This is a genomic window from Dyadobacter endophyticus (genome assembly GCF_014641595.1).
Taxonomy (GTDB): Bacteria; Bacteroidota; Bacteroidia; order Cytophagales; family Spirosomataceae; genus Dyadobacter; species Dyadobacter endophyticus.
On the sequence record NZ_BMIA01000001.1, the window covers coordinates 2,126,622 to 2,143,656 of the forward strand.

Sequence of the window (17,035 nt, forward strand, 5' to 3'; positions counted from 1 at the left end):
GAATTAATATCCCGCATTCTGGGTGATGTTCGCGTTTACTCGCCGCTCCACCGCCGGGATCGGCCAGAGGTATTGCCGGGATTTGTCGAAATTTCGCTGGGAAAGCACTTTTACATCCGTGCCGAAACCGGAATAGTCGGCCAGGCCATCGTCGTCGAGCGGTGTCACGCCAGGGAAAGGCCATTTGGCGCGGTTCTGAGCCCCAGGGTCAGGCAGGCCAATGACTGGCGTCGACAACGCCTTTTCGGCCAATTTCCAGCGAATCAGGTCCATATACCGCAACCCTTCGCGCGGGAATTCCACGCGGCGCTCGCGGCGCAGTACTTTGCGTAGTGCTGCCGCATTGGTCATGGTAATAGCTGGGTAGGCGCCGGAATTTTCCGCACTCACCCCATATGCCCTGGCCCTGACCTGGTTAACAGCGTTCAAAACGCTTCCGTCGATTTCTCCAAGCTCAATTTTGGCCTCTGCGTACGTCAGGAGCATTTCGGCATAGCGGATGATAATGGCGTCGTTGTCCTCCACAAGCCGGTCTGGCCATGTCTGGTCGATGCCTTTTTTCCAAAGCAGGCCTGTAAAGCTCGCGAATGCGGCCACGGCGCGGGTGTCTTTGTTGGGGACACGGCGGTTTTCCTTCGAACTGAACACTGTTAGGGAGTCTGGGTGCGGCATGTAATTGTAGCCCAACCACTGGGTGTTAAACTCGACGATGGTCGCCGTGAGTCTCGGATCGCGGTTCTTGAATGGGGACCGGGGGTCATACAATGCCGATTCATCGATCGGCTTCCCGTCCGTGCATTCGTAGGCGTCCATCATGTCACGCGTGGGCAGCTGGGCGCCAAAGCCGCCGGCATTACGTGGGATATTGTCCTGCACATAACCAGCGCCGTTGAAAACCTGCTGCTTTTCATCGCGGGGAATGCTGATAATAAGCTCCTTACTGGTTTCCCCGGCCTTCAAAAATAACTGTGAATAGCTCGTGTGCAGCGCATAAGCACCCAGGTCAATCACCGCTTTGGAAGCGTCACGAGCGGCCTGCCATTTGCCGGTGTACAATGCTGTGCGTGCCTTGATCGCCAGCGCAGCACCTTTCGTCAGCCGTTTTGTCTCCGAAGTGCCGTAGGCAACCGGCAAGTTAGCGGCCGCGAAATCGAGCTCGTCGAAGACAAATTGCAGGACTTCCGTCTGGTTTTTGCGGGCAATGTCATAGGACTCCTCCAAAGCCACCGGGTCGGTCAGCAACGGGACATCGCCGAAATGCGTGACCAGCCGTGAGTACTGGTAGGCGCGTATCAGCCGCATTTCCGCTTCCAGCCGCAGCATTACCGCAGCAGGGGTACTGGACGCGGCACGGTCTTTGTTTGCAAGAAATGAGTTGACGCGGGCGATGGCTTTGTAAGAATTGAGCCAAAACGTCTGCACGGCTGCGTCGTCGGCATTCATGGTGCCGCCGATCACGGCATTGGTCAGTTGCCCGCGGTGCCATTCGTTGTCACTGAAAAGCTCGTTGTCGTTACCCCAGAATGCAAGCCGGCACAAGTCGTTTACGGCGAGTTCAAGCTCGGTCTGGTTGGAATAGAATGTGCCGGTAGATGCCTCCGAGAGTGGATTGAGATCGAGGGTATGGCAGCTGGTAGCCCCGGTGAGGATCAGCAAAAATAGGGTCTTTTTCATGATTTATTAGTCAAAAAAGGTTGCTAAAACCGGATAGTGGCACCGGCCATGAAGGTCGCGACGATCGGGTACGAATAGCTGCCCGATTCAGGGTCGAGGTACCTGGGAAACTTGCTGAGCGAGAATACGTCGTTGGCCGAAAGGTAGAGCCTCACCGACTGCACGCCGGTCTTTTTCAGCACATCCTGTTTCAGGGTGTAGCCCAATGTGAGGTTTTTCACGCGAAAATAGGTGCCGCTCATCAGCCAGTAGTCCGAAAGTGCATAGTTGGCCGCATTGGACGTCCGCGAAAGCCTTGGATAGGTCGCTTTCAGGTTCTGATCGGGTGTATTAGTATTACTCCAGAACTTACCTACCATTTCGGCAGGCATATTGCCAAATGCTTCCGAGAATGGCTGAGTCACCTCCGAGCTCAGGCGTGAGAGCTTTTTGGCAACGCCCTGGAATGTCAAACCCACATCAAAACCCTCATAATCGGCCCGCAGATTTCCTCCGTACAGGTAACGCGGCAATGCGCCACCCAGCAGCACTTTATCGTCGGTTGTGATTTTGCCGTCTTTGTTTACGTCCATGTAGCGTACATCCCCGGGCCTGGTAGTCACATTGAGCACCGGCGCCCCTTTGATTTCGTCCACCGTTTGGAATAGCCCATTTGAAACATACCCAAACCATTCGTTATACTGGCTGCCGTTGCGGACGATCTGATCGCCACGGAATTCGGTGCCCTTCAAATCCCCTACCGTCGATTTGGCATCGGATAAATTCGCCGAAACGGAGTAATTGAGCTTGTTGATGCGGTCACGCCAGCCAAGTTCCAGCTCCCAACCTTTCACGTTCAGGGTTCCGGCGTTCTGGTTGGGTTTGTCGTAACCGAGGTAAAGCGGGATATCGAGCGGCAGGAGGATGTTTGTGGTCGTCTTTTTGTAATAATCCGCTCCCAAGGTCAGCCGGTCGTTCAGGAACGCAGCGTCGAGGCCGATATCGGCTGTCCGGCTCGTTTCCCAGCTGATATTTTCAACCGCGTACACCTGTTGCGCACCGCCGGTGAGGGGCACTACACCTCCATTTTGATAAAATAATGCGTTGGAGAAGTCGATGGTGGCCATGTAGGGATAATAGGCCGGGTTGCCATCCTTATCGAGCAGCCTCTCATTACCTGCTTTACCCCACGAGCCACGCAACTTCAGGAACGAGAGCCAGCGCGTGCTTTTAAGAAATTGCTCCTCGGAAATTGTCCACCCGGCAGAGACGGAAGGGTAAACGGCCTTCCGGTATTGGGATGCAAACCGTGACGAAAGATCCGAACGCAAATTTCCCTGAATGAAATATTTGCTTTTGAAATTGTACTGCAAGCGGCCAAAAAACGAATGCAGGCCAGATTCGTTCGCGCTGCCGCTGTTATCGCGCAGTTCCGTAGAGCCCGAATTGAGGTAAGGAAAGCCCGTCAATGCAAACCCGCTGCGCGACGCCCCCAACGATTCCTGCGAGCGGTAGTTTTCCTCAAAACCCGCCAGAATATCAATCGAATGCATTGCATTGAACTCCCTCGCATAATTCACCAGTATCTGTCCGTTGATCGTCACCCCTTCCGACCGGCCTTCGTTCAACACCGTCCTTGCCTGGTTCACCACCGTGCCCACCGTACCGTCGGGATTCGTGAAACGGATTTGCTTCGAGAAGTATTTGGTTTTATCAAAATCGAACACTGGGGCTACCAATGCGGTGAGCGTGAGGCCATTAACTGGTTTGAAGTTAAACTGCATCCGGCCTCCCAACTGGTTATATAGCTGCCGTGTAAACCCACCCTCGCGGAGCTGTGCGAGCGGGTTGCGGCCGTCCTTACCTACTGCCAGCTTGCCGTTTTCATATACATCATCATAAATAGGCGGCATTATCCGTGCTTCGTAAATGGGATTATAAGCACTGTTGGGAAGCTCGTTACCATTGCCTTTGTTCGTTGTCCTTTTGTAAAAAACATCCAGGTTAACACTGATCTTGTCGTTCACCTGCATATCATTATTCACACGGAAGAGGTACCGGTCGTACGAACGGTTATCATAGAACGCACCGGAATTCGCGTAGCCGAGCGACGCCTTGGTTTTGATTTTACCCGTCCCCATGGTGAAAACCAGGTCATGGCGCTGCCTTGGGGCGCTTTTCCGCGTAAGGATGGCTTTTTGCCAATCGGTGTTCGGGAAACGATCGGGATTTACGCGGTTGCTGTCGAGGTAGGAAGCGACGTAAGCATCGGCGAACGGCCCGGCAGTGGCACCATCGTTGACGGCCTGCTCGTTGAAATACCGCATATAGTCCTGTACGCCCACATATTCAGGTGTGGCCGTAGCGCGCTGCACGCCGTATTCGTAGGTATATTCCAGGCTCCCCTGCCCGCTTTTCGCACGTTTGGTGGTGACCAGAATGACGCCGGCCGCGCCGCGCGAGCCGTAAATGGCGGCCGAAGCCGCGTCTTTCAGCACCGTAATGTTCTCTACATCTCCGGGGTTCACGTTATCGATGCTGGCCACCGGCACGCCGTCGACGATCACCAGCGGACTGTTGGTGCCGATCGTGGTAATACCGCGAATGAGGATGCTTGAACCCGAGCCGGGCGCACCGCTGCTTCGGGTTACTGAAACGCCCGCTACGCTGCCCTGCAAGGCATCCGACACCTGCAATGTCTGCCGACCGCCCACATCACGTGCACCGATCGACGAAATAGCGCCGGTGAGGTCTTTCTTTTTTTGGGTGCCGTAGCCTACCACTACTACTTCCGAAAGGGCATTATCGCTTTGTTTGAGGGTTACATCCAGCTTTGTCTGGTTGCCGGGTGCAATGTCCTGGCTTTGGTAGCCTACAAAAGAGAATGTAAGCGTAACGGGTTCGTCGTCGGGCAGCGCGAGCGCATAGCCGCCATTCGCATCCGTAACCGTCCCGCGTTGGGTACCCTTAATGACGATGCTCACGCCGGGCAGGTCTTTCGCGCCCTCGTCGGTCACTTTGCCGGTAAGCTGCCGCACCTGGGCGATCAGCGGTCCCATGGAAGCAAACAACACGGCGCAGCCAAGTAGAATTTTTTGTCGCATATTTTTTTCCAATATTTAGGTTTTCATGCCGCCCGGAGCTCCGAACGGAACAGATCAAAAATTTGAGTGAGTAAATATAAAATTGGACAATACGAAGATTTTAGAATGCGCTTAGCCAGTTCGCTATCCAAAATTATGGACAACCTAAAAAGCTGACATACAGAAGTTTATTGTATGAGTATTATGGAGAATGGACAAGACAAGGCGAGCACATTAGACCTCCTCGATCACTGTTGTCAACTTGTGGCCGACACCTACGGCAAGCCCGACAGCCAGGAATGGACGAACAGCGATTTCATCAGGCTTAGCCATATCCTGTATAAAAAGACGCAGGTACAGATCAGCCCGAACACTTTGAAAAGGATTTTCGGGAAAATAAAAACGGATGCGCGGTACTATCCTCAGAGGGCCACGCGCGATGCCCTGGCCCAATACGTGGGGTTTCCGGATTGGGATAAGCTCATCCATGCACAGTCGACGCAGCAACCCATGCGGCTGCCACAACGGCCCGACACTCAGCCTGTAATCCTTCCGCCGGTTGACCAGCCATTGCCACGGCTACACGCGGGGAAATCCAAGGCGCATAAGATACTGCCGGCTATTTTTGCGTTGATTCTGATCGCCGTTGGAGCTTTGCTCGGGTTTTTGTTTTGGCAAGACAAAGAAGCGGCAATAACCTTGTTTTGTAAAAATCCGGAGGGCGATAATCCGCATTCGGCGGTTTTTGTGTTGAGGAATTTCGGCAGTGTTTCCCGGCTTACAAATGAATATACAATCGAATACGGTGATGCCGACAAAACGCAGCTGAATGCAAAGGACAGCGTTTATTCGCATTACTACGAAGTACCCGGGCGCTATTTTGCCGTGTTAAAAAAGGCCGGCATCGCACTGGATACCGTACCCGTTTTCTTGCACACAAGTGGGTGGACTGCCACCGCAAACATGATGTACGACACCACGCGCGTATACCCCATCGAAGCGCCAAACCTTTTCGTGAAGGGCTACAACAGCATCAGCGCCAGAGAAATAGCCCGAGCTGGCGTCGATACCAACCGGACATTCTTTGTCAATTTTATCAACACCCACCTTACCGGTATCGACGGCGACAACTTCGAACTCCTGGTGGACGTGAAAGCCTCCCCCCCGCGACCGGGCGTGCGCTGCTCGCAGGTGCGGCTAACCGTGTATGGGGATTCGTCCAGTCATATGGTCGATATCATGAAACCTGGCTGCGTGCATTGGAGTAAATTGCAATTTTCGGAACTGCATAGAGACGGCCGCTCCGAAGGCCCCAACTTCCTCGGCGCCGACCTCACCGCAGGAGGTACCATCGCGATGAAAGTCGTAAATCGCCGGGCCACATTGCTGATCAATGACCGGGTGGTTTACAAAAACACTTATAAGAAGGCATTAAGGCACATTTACGGGCTGGATATCATGTTTGCCGGCATTGGTACCGTGCGATCCGTGCGGTTGAAGGATTTGAAAACAGGCAAGCGGTTTGCGGGCAATTTTTAGCGCAAATACACACTGAATGTACCGTATTGCTCGCCATTAATCTGCTCCATGAAATTGCTGTGCCATAAACCGATTCCAAGCCGCTTTTTCGATAATTCAAAATGCTTTTTACAAATTTCGGCGACCTTTTCAAAATCACCGTCCCAACTGAAAACGAGGTTGATCCTGTAACTGTCGGGTTCGGAAAACGACTTCGACAAATGCGTCAGTTGGTCTTCCCTTAGATATTGATACGGATGGACGGGGACATTCGCCGGTTTAAGTCCCGCATTCGTCAAATCGTCGATCAACGCATTGGCAAGCAGGCCGTCAGCTAAGCCAAAATAGGATATTGATCCGAAAACGATGTTTTTCGGGATTGCATAAACAAATGGTATGTTGTTCGTGAAGTAAGGATTAACGGGGACTTTCATCTCATACTGGTTGCGCCCGACTACCAATTCAGAAGTCACTATCGCCTTGCCTGTTTGAAGTCTAAACTGGTAAGTACCGTCGGAAAGCGCGCTTTCGGGAATGTAAATATTTCCCCACGAATGGCATTGATCGCCGCTCGGACTAGGGAACACCGGACATTTCCCTCTAGGGATCTTTTCAACCAGACGGACATCAATCACCCGCCCCTGAACCTCAAAGTCGAACTTATAGTCAAATTTATCGGTAGAAGGTTTCTCGTTTATAAAACTCATGAGCAGGTGCCTGCCTCTCTCGCCGTCGGCTTCGTGATGCCAGTAAAGTCCCAGGCCCTGGTCGTTCATGACGTTCAATTCATCCCGGTCTTTGCAACCGGTAGAAAGTGCAAGCCAAAGCAGTAATGCGGTGTGGAGCAATCGTTTCATAAGGCGGAAAGCAAGTTTTGTTTTGGGAGACAATCATGCCTCCCAAAACGTTGCATTGCGGTTACTCCGAAGATAGCCTGGCCTTTTCCTTTTTTGCCTCATTTTTCCTCTTTTTTCTTACCCAGTTCAACATCACCACGACTCCGGCAGTGAGCAACACAAACGGCCAGATCGCCACCAGCACCACGGCGAAAGACCGGAGATTCCCTACGCCTTGTTTGAATGCATCGGCCAGCTCTTTGAGAAACGGGTTCGATGTGTCGATAGGCTTGAAGAAGACGATATGCAAGGTCGAATATTTGATGTCACCTTGCAGTTGCCGGAACAGCGCCTCGGTCGCTTCAATATCTGTCCGGATCTCGCCCAGCTCCCTTTCGATTTCCAAAATATCCTTCACCGTATTCGCCTTGGTGAGTAATGCGCGGTAGCGGTTTTCTATGTCTTTTTTCGTTTTCAGCCTCGATTCCGTATCGACGTATTGGGCCGTCACATCCTCAATGGATATGGATTTTTCCCGGAAGTCGGTGATCCCCCTTGTCGCCGAAGCAAGAAACGTTTCGAAACGGGCAGCCGGTACGTGCACAACGATCGTAAAGCTGACGGCATCAACGCTACGATTTTCGTCGTCCCGGCTCACATAAGCACTATTGGCCTTCACGGACGCCATAATCGTCTTACGCGTGGCCTCCGCATCGTCGGTTTCAAATTCAATGCGACCGGTCTTAATGAATTTTTTGTCGGCAACAACTCCGCTTGCGGCTCCTTCTACTTCCTCCGTCGGTGCTTCTTCCGCAACCGATTCAATCGCTTTGTTTTGATCCGGAGATTGCGGTGCGACCTCTATCAAGTTAGCTACCGAAGCGTCCTCTTCCTTCGGCCCGCTACATCCGGCGAGCGCCAACCACATGATCGAAATTAACCAAAGTCGTTTCATGGCTATCTTTATATTTAATTTTCTTTAATATATATTTATAACTGAATAAATGCAATAGGACTTGCTATAAAAATTTCAGATGAAACGAGATAACACGCAAACCGATGAACAACCGGCAAGGAAGGATGAACGCCAGGTTATTATTACCGGCCTCACTCTCTTTATTGTATCTACGCTCCTCCGCCATTTCGGCCCCGGCGGGGCTGATATGTAAATTATTCCCTACCTTTGTTGCCAATATGTCAAGGTCTGAAACTACATATCGCCCATCTGCTGACATTGCAGCCTGACGCCGGTCTTCTGAATTAACTTCTTTTCGGGACCCGCGACAATCCCCTGCTTTGATCAATATTTCCTCACGCTATGCGCGCGGACAGGTGATGTGCTGCCCATAGCTCAGACTTTACTCAATGACATCTTTAACTTCATACGGGTGGAACACCCATTTTGAACAACATTTCCTTACTTACCAGGCCCAAGGACTCGAACCGGGACGCATTACCGCCATCGAAGGTTTCCGCCACAAGCTCATCACCGCCAATGGCACAGCCGACGCCATGCTTTCCGGCGCATTGATGAACGGTGCCGACAATTGGGACTTGCCCAAGGTGGGCGATTGGGTCGCATTGAAAGCTTATGACAATGAGGGCATTATCGTTTCCGTGCTACCGCGGATCAACGAACTGAGCCGCAAAATGCCTGGCAGGACAACAGAAAAACAGGTGATTGCGACCAATATCGACACGGCGTTCATCGTGCAGGGCCTCGACCGTGATTTTAACCCGATGCGGTTGCAGCGCTACATTGTGCAGATCATGCAATGCGACATTCAACCCGTAGTGCTTCTGAACAAGCAGGATCTCGTCGCCGACCCGGAAAGTTACCGGCGGGAAGTGATCGCATTAGGATACGAATGCCCGGTGCTGCTGCTGAGCGCGACGGGCCATGAAGGATTGCAAGAATGGGCAGCCGAACATTTGCTGACCGGTAAAACGTACGTGCTCATCGGTTCCTCGGGCGTGGGCAAAAGTACGCTGGTGAATGCATTGCTGGGTTACCGCTTGCAGGAAGAGGGCGCGGTGAGTGATTTCAACCACAAAGGCAAGCACACGACAGTTTCGCGGAACCTGGTGAGACTGCCGTCCGGCGCGATGCTGATCGACTCGCCGGGTATGCGTGAATTTGGTGTGACGCTCGGATCCGACGACCAGGGCATGAATTACCATCCGCTGCTGGCGGCCCTTTCGGCAGCATGCAGGTTCCACGATTGCACGCACCGGCACGAGCCCGGCTGTGCGGTAGCGGCCGCGGTGCGCGATGGCGAGCTTCCGCGTGAGGTTTATGAGAGTTATCTTAAAATCAGCCGGGAACAGGCACATTACCAGACAGACTCCGTCGAACGTAAGCGGGTAGAACGGCAGTTTGGCAAGATCGCCAAGCAGGTAGTTCAACACCGGAAGCAACGGAAATATTAAGTTGAAAAGAAAAAGAGGAACATGCCGCCCCTCTCTTTACTCAAACTACAATGAAATCATGTCCGGAGACCGGACCCTGCTAAAAGGCAGTTGGGCCCGATTCTCTAATGCTTTTGCCCAGATCACCGATTATACGGTATTTGTAAAATCATGCAGACAATAAAAAACCCCGGCGCCTGGAAGCCGCCGGGGTTGCTGGGCCGGTTCAGTAACCGGGGTTCTGGACGATCTTTTTGTTCTGATCCACAACCGGTTGCGGCACCGGGTTCATGTACATTTTTTTGGTAAAAACATGGGGGTGGTTCAGCCCGACGACTTCGTACACCCATTTACCTTTGTTATCGGCCGGTGAGGTGTTGGTGATCTTCATCCCGTGAAAATCTTTGTTCATAACGTCTTCGGCAATCACCCAGCGGACGATGTCGTAGAACCTCTTGGCTTCGAAACATAGCTCCACCCGGCGCTCGCGACGGATCGCCTGGCGCATTGTCTCTTTGGTCAGGCCGGCTGGCAATTCCGGCAGGTTTGAGCGCTTGCGGATCGCATTAACGGCCGAATATACCGATGCATCCGGGCCAACCGACTCATTCTGGGCCTCGGCATAGTTCAGCAACACTTCCGCATAACGGTAATACACGTAGTTCTGCCCACTAGCTGCGCCCCCGCGTGGCTTCAACGGGTTGATTTTCTTTTTGAAATAATAACCCGTATTTCCCACGTCGTCGGTACCGAAATCGATCTGGTTTTTAGAAGGCCTTACCTTGTCAATGCGGGTGTAGATGGTGTCGGTTTTGGCCATCCAATCCTGTTTGTAAGGCGCGCCGTCGTAAACGATGAAGTCATAGAAACGCTTTTCGCGGTTTACGTAGGGTTTTTGCGGATCATAACCGGAAGTCGGGTCGGAAATGGGTTTGCCATTGGCCATCGCGAACTGATCCACGAGTTCCTGCGTCGGGCAGTAATTGCCCCAGGTGTAATACACGCCATCGATCCACACCGGGCCACCGTACTGCTCGTAGTTGGAACCCATGATTACCGACACCACCTGCCGGTCCCAGATCACCTCCGGGTTGTACTCGTTCTTCTCCCACCAGAATGCATTAATATCCGGGAACAAGGCATAAGTACCACCGTAAGTATCCATAAACTGCTTGTTCGTGGCCGCGGCCGTAGCCCAGCGTTTGGCATCGAAATTACCGAAGCCTACAAGCTTGTTGGGGTCCGCACCGGCTGCCGGAGTGGCCGCATTGAATGCGGGGCTGGCAGCGTAAAGTTCCAGCCACCCTTTGAGCGCCAGTGCCGCACCGAGCGTCGCGCGACCCGCATCCGCATCGCCATTGTTATATTTGACGGGAAGCGCTTTGTTGGCGACAATCTCACCCAACTCTTTGGTAATAAAGTTAAATGTCTCCTCGAATGTAGCGCGGGGACGGTAAAGCTCCTCCTCTCCCATCGTATTGCGGTCCAGAACTTCCGTGATGATCGGCAGGCCGCCAAGGTGCATAAACAGCTCGCTGTAATAATAGGCCCGCATAAACCGCACCTCGTCGATGCGCTTTTTGCGGTAGGCCTCCGAGAAATTGGCCGAGTTTTCGGTCACTTTCTGGATAAACAGGTTGCATTTGCGGATTTTGAGGAAACCAGCCGCCCACGAAGCGTAGTCTGTGGCATTGCCATTTGCGTGGTCCATCGGTGTCCCGTTATTCACGGCCGGGTCCACGATGCCCTGCCGCCACGAATACGACTTCCAGTAGAAACCCGCGTCGTTGTCGTCGGTGAAATTGTCGAGGTTATCCGGCGAGTTCCATTTGTTGGATAGAACAGCGTAAATGTCGTTCAGTACCAGGTCGGCATTGCCTTCGGACGACCATTGCATATCCTCGGTCAGGCGGCTTTTGATATCATTTTCGAGAAAATCCTCGTTGCAGGACGTCGTGCAAAGACCCATAGCCAGCAACGCGAGCGAAATGGTATATTTTATTTTTTTCATTGGTTTGAATGTTTTTGCGGTACCGTCACTACTAATCAGAATGTCACATTAAGCCCAAACACATACACTTTCTGGTTCGGATAAGCGGTTTCGCGGTCGGTATAGCCTACTTCGGGGTCCATGAACTTCAACTTACTGAACGTAAGCAGGTTTTGACCCGACGCATACACGCGTACGTTCTGGATGCCGATGGCGCGTGTGAGGCTTTTTGGCAGCGTGTAGCCGATGATCGCATTTTTGAGGCGCAAATGTGCCGTGCTCGTCATCCAGAAATTCGAAAGCTGGGTGTTGTTCGCGTAAGGTGCCTGGGTAGCGCGCGGGTAGCGGGCATCCTGCGTCTGGGGCGTCCAGCGGTTGTCGTAATATTCGTAGCTCGAATTACTATTGTTATTATTGAATGGAATGGTCTGAAACTGACGGATGTCCAGGCTGGCGAGTGACGAGCCCTGGAAGAACAGGTTCAGGTCGAAGCCTTTCCAGTCGGCAGTAGCATTTAATCCGTAGGTGAGCAGCGGATAAACGGGCTTGCCAATCACTACTTCATCATTCGAATCGATCTTGCCATCCGGAACGCCCTGCGGGCCGCTAACGTCCACATATCGAATATCGCCGGGGCGTAACGCACCGAATTGGGTGACATTATAGCCATCGGCGGTGTTGATCAGGCCATCGTCGTTCTTATCGTCCTCGGTAGAGAAGATACCGTCTGTTTTATAGCCAAACTGCGTTCCCAATGCCCTTCCGGTACGGCTGCGGTTCGGGTTGTTGCGCGTCGCGGCGGTTTCGAAGACCTTGATCATTTTGTTTTTGGCATAACTTACATTGCCATTGACGCCCAGCCTGAGGTCGTTCTGAAAGCGGTAGTTGGTACCGAGGCTCAGTTCAATGCCGTTGTTTTCCATGGTCCCGCCATTTTCATCAGCTAATGCCAGCCCGTATTCGACCGGCACACTCACCGCGGGCGGAAGGAGCATTCCGGTGCGTTTTTCATGGAAGTAATCCGCCTCGATCGTTAACAAACCACGCCATAACGATGCTTCGAGACCAATATCGGTTTTGGTAGAAATCTCCCAGGTAATGTTTTTATTGGCTTCGTTCGGCACTACGGCACCCTGCACCATCGACCCCGGGCCGAATGCGTAGGCGTTGCCGTTCAGGTTATAGCCGGTCAGGTATTGGAACGCCGTACCCGCCAAATTCCCCGACTTACCCCACGAGCCGCGCACTTTCAGGTTATCGATCCAGTTGAAGCCGTTTTTAATGAAATTCTCCTCCGAAATAACCCAGCCCGCCGAGAATGCTGGGAAATAGCCCCAGCGCTTGCCCGGCGCGAAGTAGTAGTGGCCGTCGTAACGCCCCGAAGCTTCAAGCAAATACTTGCCAGCATAAGCATAACCCACACGGTACACGTAACCGATCTGGCTGCCGGTCGAGGAAGTTCCACCATTATCGAAGTCGTTTTTGTTGGAACTACCCATATTCAGCTCGTCCACATCCACGGCAAAGTTGTTGCGGCGGGCCGAAAACAGCTCATAGGTGTTGTTCCGGGCTTCGGCCACAAGCAGACCGGTGAAGTCGTGCTTTCCGAATGTATTATGGTAATTGAGATAACCCTGGTAGGTAAATGTCTGGGTTTTGATAAACTGTTGCGCCAGCCAGGAGAATGCCGCCGCGCCCCCTTCCGCGGTCGAAATCTCGCGTTTGTAGGTGTAGGGAGTGGTCGTCAGATCCTGGGTATAATAATAGAATGGCTTGTGGTAGCCCTTCTTGGTTCGCTGGCTGGGGTCATAGCTGAATGTACCTTTAATACTCAACCCTTTGATGAACGGCAGTTTTTGCTCGATAGCGATCGTTGTCAGCAAGGTAGTGTTCGAATTTTTAGTATAACCCGCTTTCAGAATACCTACGGGCGAGTTTCCTGCAAATTCTCCCCATAAACCATTGCTGTAATAAAGCGAGCGTATCGGCACGTATTTGAAGCCATTACGGAACAAATTACCCGCCGATACTGCAGTGTCTACCGAGGATACCCGCTCCACAGAACCGATCACCGAAAGTGAAACCGTTGTGGTTTTCGTCGCTTCGGCAGTCAGGTTCATATTGTAGCTGTAACGCATGTACTTCACCGGATCGAACATCCCGTTTTGTTTCAGGAAGCCGAGACCCGTCTGGTACTTGATCCGGTCGGAACCACCGCTGAGCTGCAAAGTGTAATTCTGCATCGGTGCATTCATGTTTACCAGGTCTTTTGTGTTGCTGATGGGGTATTTGTCCGGGTCCTCACGGTTCAGGTTCGCATAGTTCTCGATCAGGTCTGTCGCGAATGGCAGCTGGGTTCCGGTTGGGTTTTCATTTAAATAAGCCTCATTTTTAAGCCGCATATAATCCTGCGCGCTCAGCATTTTGGGATAATAGGTCGGTGTCTGAGTACCATAATAGGTGCTGAACGACAGTGTCGGAGCACCGGTAGCACCCTTTTTGGTGGTAATCAATAATACCCCGTTTGCGCCGCCCAAACCGTATGGTGCAACAGCCGCGGCATCTTTCAACACGGTGACAGTCTCAATGGAACTGGGATCGATCTGGTTGATATTATCGCGGATCACTCCGTCCACTACCACAAGCGGCTTGTTATTTCCCGTGGTACCAATGCCCCGGATGTGTATTTCAGGCGAATCGGAACCGGGCTGGCCACCGTTGGGCCGCATGCTCACACCCGCCACGCGGCCGGCAATGGAGTTGGAAATATTAGGGACCGGGTTTTCAGAAATCTCGCTGCCCTTCACAGACGCGATGGAGCCTGTCAATGTCGACTTCTTTTGCGTACCATACCCAACAACCACAATCTCGTCCAGCGCCTTCGTATCGAGCTGCAATGCGATGGCGAGGTCGGTACGGTTGCCAACGATCACTTCCTGCGAAAGGTAACCCACAAATGAGAAGATCAGCGTCGCATTTTCGTCCGGCACATCGAGCTGAAATTTACCCGAGACATCGGTGGTCGTGCCGCGCTGAGTACCTTTCAGGATAATGCTCACGCCAGGTAGCGGCTCGTTGGTTTCGGGCGAGGTGACGGTACCCTTTACCGTCCGGTCGGCTGTCGCGGCCAGGCTTTCGGCGGATGCCGCAGCCGGAATTTCGCTTGTTTTTTTAGGTGCGCGGGAAAGTAATATCTGGTTGTTTCGCACACGGTAGTTGATGTCCAGCGGCAGGAGCAGCCGGTCGAGTACCGCAAAAAGCTTTTCCTGCCGGGCATCGACGCTGACGGTCTTTTGGAGGTTGACCAAACCGCTGCTGTACGCAAATTTCACTTTCGTGCCCTGTTCGAGGCGGGTAAGGGCCTCGTTCAGCGTGACATTCCTGAGGTCCAGGGTCACATCGCGGTTCAGCAGTTCCTGGGCCGGCGAGTGACTCGCCACGGCCACTACCGAGAACAGGCTGATCAACAGTAACTGATAAAAAGTCAGGCGCATGATATGGAGTAGCAATCTATGCCATGGATGAAAAGGTTTTTTCATAATTTTACATTTGACTGGGTTAAAATTCAGACAATAGTTATCCTGCCAAGCCTGCCTTCGGGCGAGCCTGTGAACCGCACGTTCCGGGATATTTTAGCCCGTCGTTATCAGGGGTGTCGTAACCACTCCTGATTTTTTTATGGCTAAAAATGCTGGATGATGGGTAGCTATGTTTTCATGATGGGTTGATTTTAAATTAATTGATTCAATTCTAGAGAATATGTCCTACCGAAAACCCTGCAAATATTATGGTGCGCTGCACCTTAACATCTCTCGTGCAAAACCCCGTGAGATTGTGCACGCAACACACCGAAATACAATTACTTGCACCCCTGACCTTTCAGCGTAATACTTTCGCCGTCGATACGATAGGTGCTTCCAAGCAGCGTATCGATCATTTCGAGAATTTCGGGCAGGCGCTGGTCGGTAAAATCTACTTTCAATCGGCAGTCGGCCAGACCATCATCCGCAAAGCCGATTTTTACGTGAAAGGTTTGCATTAAGCGCTGGGCGACTTCGTTCATCGGGGTGTCGTTGAATACCAGGGACGCCGATTGCCATAACTCCTTGTCCGAAGCCTTTTCCTGCACGGCCAGCACTTCCAGGCGTTTGTTTTCGGGTTCAAAAACCACTTCCTGTTCCGGTTTCAATACCACCTTCTCTTTCTTTTTAACATCGCTTACTTCCACGCGGCCCGTCGCAACGGATACCTTGAATGTTCCTTCGCCCGGAATGGCCCGCACGTTGAAGCTTGTGCCCAGTACTTTCGTCTCCAAATCGCCCGTATGGATCACGAAAGGCCGCGAAGCATCGGGTTTTACATCGAAAAAACCTTCACCGGAAAATGTCACATGTCGGTTCACAAATGGATGCGCACGTGAAACCTGAGCGCCCGGATGTAGCCAGATAACCGTGCTGTCGGGCAGCATATGCGGTACGATCTTCGGCTTTTTATTGGTGAATGTCACCCAATCGCCATCTGGCCTGGCAATTTGTGCGACATCCGCTGGTCTTTGGTACAAAAAATAAAGCAAACCGAGGCCAATCAGGAGCACGGCGGCAATGCGGCCAATGTAGCTCCACAGGCTGACTACCGGCCTCGCTTGCTCGTCGCTTTTGCGCAACTCCGAGAGGTACGATTTGATGCGGCGATACAACCGGTCTTCGTCGGCATCGGCAAATGGCTCATCGGCTGCGAGGTCCAAATGCTGGTACCATTCATTCACCAGACGACGCTCTTCGTCCGTGCATTCGTTGGCTAGATACTTTCTAAGGGTTTCAGGAGATAACGGGGGCTTTCTCATTAGGTGTAATTTTTACACTTATTAATCATCTAACAGTACAGTCCCGGAAAAGCAGGTACAACCCTTACTCCAATAGTAATTTTTTTTCAAAAAATTGGATGCGTCAAATGAGAGGCAGCAATAGGAGCGCCAGCGCGATATAATCTTTCATCTCCACGCGCAGGATTTTCAGCGCTTTGCTGATGTGCGCCTCTACCGTTTTCTCCGAAATTTCCAGCTGCGCAGCTATTTCTTTGAGGCTGTACCCCTTGCGGCTGAGCGTGAAAACCTCCCGGCATTTTTCGGGCAATTTGAGCAGCGACTGCTCGTAGAATTCATTGAGGGTATTGAAATCCAGATTCTCGGCTGTGACATTGTCGGGCAGAAAGTCGTCATTTTCAAGCGTAAAAACCTGTTGGCGCTGCTCCTGATGGTAGTAGTTGATAATGCAATGGCGAAGCGTGCCATTGAGGTAAGCCTGGATATTTTTTTGAATGTCGAACCGGTGACGACCCAACCAGAACTTCACGAAAGTTTCCTGCACCAGGTCCTCGGCGATGGCCTTGACGCCCGTTTTTCGGATGGCCGTATGCACGAGCAGGCGCACATGCCTGCGGTACAACTCCCTGAACGCCAACTCCTCGTCCTGCTCGCATATCAGCGTCATCAGGGCCTGTTCGGAATAGCTGCTGTATGGATGGTTCACGGGCGGCAAACGTAAAGC

General features: G+C 52.3%; 10 protein-coding genes. 2 read left to right on the plus strand and 8 right to left on the minus strand.

Annotated elements, in window-relative coordinates:
- Nucleotides 1-3: 3 nt before the first annotated feature.
- Nucleotides 4-1,674, minus strand: coding sequence for a RagB/SusD family nutrient uptake outer membrane protein (locus IEY24_RS08850; protein WP_188930727.1), 1,671 nt, complete (start codon nucleotides 1,672-1,674; stop codon nucleotides 4-6).
- Between the two features lie 23 nt (nucleotides 1,675-1,697).
- On the minus strand, nucleotides 1,698-4,757 hold the full coding sequence (locus tag IEY24_RS08855) for a SusC/RagA family TonB-linked outer membrane protein (protein ID WP_229221655.1): 3,060 nt from the start codon (nucleotides 4,755-4,757) through the stop codon (nucleotides 1,698-1,700).
- A gap of 183 nt (nucleotides 4,758-4,940) precedes the next feature.
- On the opposite strand from IEY24_RS08855, the gene IEY24_RS08860 reads away from it, so the two are divergent.
- Nucleotides 4,941-6,275, plus strand: coding sequence for a hypothetical protein (locus tag IEY24_RS08860; protein WP_229221657.1), 1,335 nt, complete (start codon nucleotides 4,941-4,943; stop codon nucleotides 6,273-6,275).
- Here IEY24_RS08860 and IEY24_RS08865 read toward each other — a convergent pair.
- Both IEY24_RS08865 and IEY24_RS08870 read right to left on the minus strand, forming a co-directional pair.
- Nucleotides 6,272-7,111, minus strand: coding sequence for a hypothetical protein (locus IEY24_RS08865; RefSeq protein WP_188930729.1), 840 nt, complete (start codon nucleotides 7,109-7,111; stop codon nucleotides 6,272-6,274). The two genes, IEY24_RS08860 and IEY24_RS08865, sit on opposite strands and share 4 nt — an antisense overlap.
- Before the next feature lie 61 nt (nucleotides 7,112-7,172).
- The gene (locus IEY24_RS08870; RefSeq protein WP_188930731.1) at nucleotides 7,173-8,045 is read right to left on the minus strand and encodes a DUF4349 domain-containing protein; all 873 of its coding nucleotides are present in this window, start codon (nucleotides 8,043-8,045) and stop codon (nucleotides 7,173-7,175) included.
- A 410-nt stretch (nucleotides 8,046-8,455) separates the two neighbouring features.
- Between IEY24_RS08870 and rsgA the strand changes: the two genes are divergently transcribed.
- On the plus strand, nucleotides 8,456-9,520 hold the full coding sequence (gene rsgA / locus IEY24_RS08875; protein ID WP_188930737.1) for a ribosome small subunit-dependent GTPase A: 1,065 nt from the start codon (nucleotides 8,456-8,458) through the stop codon (nucleotides 9,518-9,520).
- Nucleotides 9,521-9,725: 205 nt separating this feature from the next.
- On the opposite strand, the gene IEY24_RS08880 is transcribed toward rsgA, so the two are convergent.
- The 4 genes from IEY24_RS08880 to IEY24_RS08895 form a co-directional block, all read right to left on the minus strand.
- Nucleotides 9,726-11,510: a RagB/SusD family nutrient uptake outer membrane protein gene (locus IEY24_RS08880; protein WP_188930739.1), complete on the minus strand. Its 1,785-nt coding sequence runs from the start codon at nucleotides 11,508-11,510 to the stop codon at nucleotides 9,726-9,728.
- Nucleotides 11,511-11,545: 35 nt separating this feature from the next.
- Complete coding sequence (locus IEY24_RS08885) at nucleotides 11,546-15,028, minus strand: TonB-dependent receptor (RefSeq protein ID WP_229221659.1); 3,483 nt, start codon at nucleotides 15,026-15,028, stop codon at nucleotides 11,546-11,548.
- A gap of 320 nt (nucleotides 15,029-15,348) precedes the next feature.
- Entirely contained in the window at nucleotides 15,349-16,332 is a 984-nt protein-coding gene (locus IEY24_RS08890; protein WP_188930741.1) for a FecR family protein, read from the minus strand.
- Between the two features lie 103 nt (nucleotides 16,333-16,435).
- Nucleotides 16,436-17,017 carry an RNA polymerase sigma factor gene (locus IEY24_RS08895; RefSeq protein ID WP_188930743.1) on the minus strand — a complete coding sequence of 194 codons (582 nt, stop codon included), beginning with the start codon at nucleotides 17,015-17,017 and terminating at the stop codon, nucleotides 16,436-16,438.
- Nucleotides 17,018-17,035: the final 18 nt, after the last annotated feature.

Excerpts from the sequence above, each read along its gene's own strand:
- rsgA (WP_188930737.1), top strand. The coding sequence starts at position 8,456 with ATGACATCTTTAACTTCATACGGGTGGAACACCCATTTTGAACAACAT.
- IEY24_RS08855 (WP_229221655.1), bottom strand. The coding sequence starts at position 4,757 with ATGCGACAAAAAATTCTACTTGGCTGCGCCGTGTTGTTTGCTTCCATG.
- IEY24_RS08860 (WP_229221657.1), top strand. The coding sequence starts at position 4,941 with ATGGAGAATGGACAAGACAAGGCGAGCACATTAGACCTCCTCGATCAC.
- IEY24_RS08865 (WP_188930729.1), bottom strand. The coding sequence starts at position 7,111 with ATGAAACGATTGCTCCACACCGCATTACTGCTTTGGCTTGCACTTTCT.
- IEY24_RS08870 (WP_188930731.1), bottom strand. The coding sequence starts at position 8,045 with ATGAAACGACTTTGGTTAATTTCGATCATGTGGTTGGCGCTCGCCGGA.
- IEY24_RS08890 (WP_188930741.1), bottom strand. The coding sequence starts at position 16,332 with ATGAGAAAGCCCCCGTTATCTCCTGAAACCCTTAGAAAGTATCTAGCC.
- IEY24_RS08880 (WP_188930739.1), bottom strand. The coding sequence starts at position 11,510 with ATGAAAAAAATAAAATATACCATTTCGCTCGCGTTGCTGGCTATGGGT.
- IEY24_RS08885 (WP_229221659.1), bottom strand. The coding sequence starts at position 15,028 with ATGAAAAAACCTTTTCATCCATGGCATAGATTGCTACTCCATATCATG.
- IEY24_RS08850 (WP_188930727.1), bottom strand. The coding sequence starts at position 1,674 with ATGAAAAAGACCCTATTTTTGCTGATCCTCACCGGGGCTACCAGCTGC.